This window comes from Mycobacterium sp. E3298, from assembly GCF_001666895.1.
Lineage (GTDB): Bacteria > Actinomycetota > Actinomycetes > Mycobacteriales > Mycobacteriaceae > Mycobacterium.
On the sequence record NZ_LZJB01000612.1, the window covers coordinates 1 to 3,485 of the forward strand.

Genomic DNA, 3,485 nt, shown 5'->3' on the forward strand with positions numbered 1-3,485 from the left:
GCGCGACCTCGTGCCGACCGTGCGCGTGGACGCCAACGGCGGCTGGAGCGTCGAGCAGGCGGTGCGAGCAGCTCAAGCCCTGACCGCCGACGGCCCGCTGGAATACCTCGAACAACCCTGCGCGACCGTCGAGGAACTCGCGGCGCTGCGCCGGCGGCCAGAGCTGCCGGACGTGCCGATCGCCGCCGACGAAAGCATCCGCAAGGCCGACGACCCGCTCGCGGTCGTCCGCGCCCGCGCCGCCGATATCGCGGTGCTCAAAGTCGCTCCGCTGGGCGGTATTTCGCCCATGCTCTCGATCGCCGCGCAGATCGACATCCCGGTCGTGGTGTCCAGCGCGATCGACTCGGCGGTGGGCATCGCGGCCGGGCTGGCCGCCGCGGCGGCGTTGCCGGTGTTGCGCCACGCGTGTGGGCTGGGCACCGGCGGGTTGTTCGTCGAGGACGTGGCCGAGGTCGCAGCGCCCGTCGACGGCACCCTGGCGGCGGGGGCGGTGACCCCGGATCCGGCGCGGTTGCGGGCCCTGGCCGCGCCCCCGGAGCGGCGGCAGTGGTGGATCGACCGGGTCACGGCCTGCCACCCGCTCCTTGTACCGTCGTCCGAGTGATCAACCTGGCTTACGACGACCGCGGCTCCGGCGAGCCGGTGGTGTTCATCAGCGGCCACGGCGGTGCCGGGCGGACCTGGCACCCGTATCAGCTGCCGGCGTTCCTGGCCGCCGGCTACCGCGTCATCACCTTCGACAACCGCGGAATCGGTGCCACCGAGAACGCGCAGGGTTTCACGACGCAAACGATGGTGGCCGACACCGCGGCGCTGATCGAGGGCCTCGACGCCGCCCCGGCCCGCATCGTGGGGATGTCGATGGGGGCGTTCATCGCCCAGGAGCTCATGCTCGCCCGGCCCGAATTGGTCAGCTCCGCGGTGTTGATGGGCACCCGGGGCCGGATGGACAAGGCGCGCCAGTTCTTCCGCGACGCCGAGGCCGAGCTCGCCGACGCCGGGGTCCAGCTGCCGAACTCCTACGACGCCAAAATCCGCCTGCTGGAGAACTTCTCGCGCAAGACGCTCAACGACGACGTCGCCGTCGCGGACTGGATCGCGATGTTCTCCATGTGGCCGATCAAGTCCACCCCGGGCACCCGCTGCCAGCTGGACGTCGCCCCGTACACCAACCGGCTGCCGGCCTACCGCAGCATCGCGACGCCGGTGCTGGTGATCGGCTTCTCCGACGACGTGCTGACACCGCCCTACCTGGGGCGTGAGGTCGCCGACGCGCTGCCCAACGGGCGATACGTGCAGATTCCCGACGCCGGCCACCTCGGGTTCTTCGAACGCCCGGACGCCGTCAACGAGGCGGCGCTGAAGTTCTTCGCCGGCAACTGAGGGCGCGCCCAACGTCGGCTTTCCGGGCGAATTCCGGGCGGACCAGCCCGCCAACTCCACGTTCGGCCCCCGGTCGGCGGGCTGTGACAGGCTGTAGGAGTGAACCCCTCGACGACTCAGGCCCGCGTCGTCGTTGACGAGCTGATTCGCGGCGGCGTCCGCGACGTGGTGCTGTGCCCCGGGTCGCGCAACGCGCCGCTGGCCTTCGCGCTGCACGACGCCGACCGCGCCGGCCGGATCCGGCTGCACGTCCGCATCGACGAGCGCACCGCCGGCTACCTGGCCATTGGGCTGGCGATCGCCGCCGGCGCCCCGGTGTGTGTCGCGATGACGTCGGGCACCGCCGTTGCCAACCTGGGGCCGGCCGTGGTGGAGGCCAACTACGCGCGGGTGCCGCTGATCGTGCTGTCGGCCAACCGGCCCTACGAGATGCTGGGCACCGGGGCCAACCAGACCATGGAGCAGCTGGGTTACTTCGGCACCCAGGTCCGCGCCGCTATCAGCCTGGGCCTGGCCGAGGACGCACCCGAGCGGCTGGAGTCCTTCAACGCGACGTCGCGATCGGCCACCTGCCGGGTCCTGGCGGCCGCGACGGGATCCCGCACCGCCAACGCCGGCCCGGTGCAGTTCGACATCCCGCTGCGCGAGCCCCTGGTGCCCGATCCCGAACCCCGGGGCGCCGCCGTGCCGCAGGGGCGGCCCGGCGGGCGGCCGTGGACCTACACGCCGCCGGTCACGTTCGACCAGCCGCTGGACATCGACCTGTCGCCCGACACCGTCGTGATCGCCGGGCACGGCGCGGGCGTGCACCCCAACCTCGCGCAGTTGCCGACCGTCGCCGAATCGACGGCACCGGCACCGGAAAACCCGCTGCACCCGCTGGCCCTGCCGCTGCTGCGCCCGAAGCAGGTGATCATGCTCGGGCGGCCCACCCTGCACCGGCCGGTGTCGGCGCTGCTGGCCGATCCGCAGGTGCCGGTGTACGCGTTGACCACCGGACCGCGCTGGCCCGACGTCTCGGGCAACTCGCAGGCCACCGGGACGCGAGCGGTCACCACCGGCACGCCGAGTGCGGCCTGGTTGAAGCGCTGCGCGGAGGTCAACCGGCACGCCAACGACGCGGTGCGCAACCAGCTAAAGGCGCACCCGCTGACCACCGGCTTGCACGTGGCGGCGGCCGTCGCCGACGCCCTTCGGCCGGGTGACCAGCTGGTGCTGGGGGCGTCCAACCCGGTCCGCGACGCCGCCCTGGTTGGCCTGGACACCCACGGCATCCGCGTCCGCTCCAACCGCGGGGTGGCAGGTATCGACGGCACGGTGTCCACCGCGATCGGGGCCGCGCTCGCCTACGAGGGCCGCACCGTCGCGCTGATCGGCGACCTGACGTTCGTCCACGACAGCTCCGGGCTGCTGATCGGGCCCACCGAGCCGACCCCGCGGCAGTTGACCATCGTGGTCTCCAACGACAACGGCGGTGGCATCTTCGAGTTGCTCGAGCAGGGCGACCCGCGATTCTCCGACGTGTCGTCGCGGATCTTCGGGACGCCGCACGACGTCGACGTGGGTGCGCTGTGCCGCGCCTACCACGTCGAGAGCCGGCAGATCGAGGTCGACCAGCTAGGCGCGGCGCTCGACGAACCCGCGCCCGGTATGCGGGTGCTGGAGGTCAAGGCCGACCGGTCGTCGCTTCGGCAGCTGCACGCCGCCATCAAGGCGGCCCTTTGATCGATCCAAAGGCATTGCTGCACATATTGATTCACGGTCGCAGTGACAAGCCGCCCAACACCAGGCCCCGGATCGCACTGCGCTGGGCCCGCGTGACGGTGCTCATCGTGACCGGCTTGGTCACCCTGCAGTCGGTCTTGCTGGTGGCCGGCGCCTGGCGCGATGACCTTGCGATTCGACACAACATGGGGGTGGCGCAGGCCGAGGTGCTCAGCGCCGGGCCGCGCCGCTCCACCATCGAATTTGTCACACCCGAGCGGGTCACCTACCGCCCGGAGCTCGGCGTGCTGTACCCGTCGCATCTGGCCACGGGCATGCGTATCTACGTCGAGTACAACAAGAATGATCCCAATCTGGTTCGGGTGCAGCACCGC

Annotated in this window: 4 protein-coding genes; all 4 read left to right on the forward strand. The window is 71.4% G+C overall.

Translation table 11 applies throughout. The annotated features are described in order from the left end of the window. Positions 1-607 (forward strand): o-succinylbenzoate synthase (locus tag A9X05_RS27995; RefSeq protein WP_082971082.1); only part of this gene is annotated, 607 nt, incomplete at its 5' end. Next, the gene (locus tag A9X05_RS28000; protein ID WP_067785541.1) at positions 604-1,386 is read left to right on the forward strand and encodes an alpha/beta fold hydrolase; all 783 of its coding nucleotides are present in this window, start codon (positions 604-606) and stop codon (positions 1,384-1,386) included. The genes A9X05_RS27995 and A9X05_RS28000, both read left to right, overlap by 4 nt. A gap of 99 nt (positions 1,387-1,485) precedes the next feature. Then, a complete protein-coding gene (gene menD / locus A9X05_RS28005; protein ID WP_067785544.1) occupies positions 1,486-3,111 on the forward strand; it encodes a 2-succinyl-5-enolpyruvyl-6-hydroxy-3-cyclohexene-1-carboxylic-acid synthase in 1,626 nt (541 codons plus the stop codon). Further along, the coding region (locus tag A9X05_RS28010) for a DUF3592 domain-containing protein (protein ID WP_067785547.1) at positions 3,108-3,485 on the forward strand (378 nt) is incomplete at its 3' end. The genes menD and A9X05_RS28010, both read left to right, overlap by 4 nt.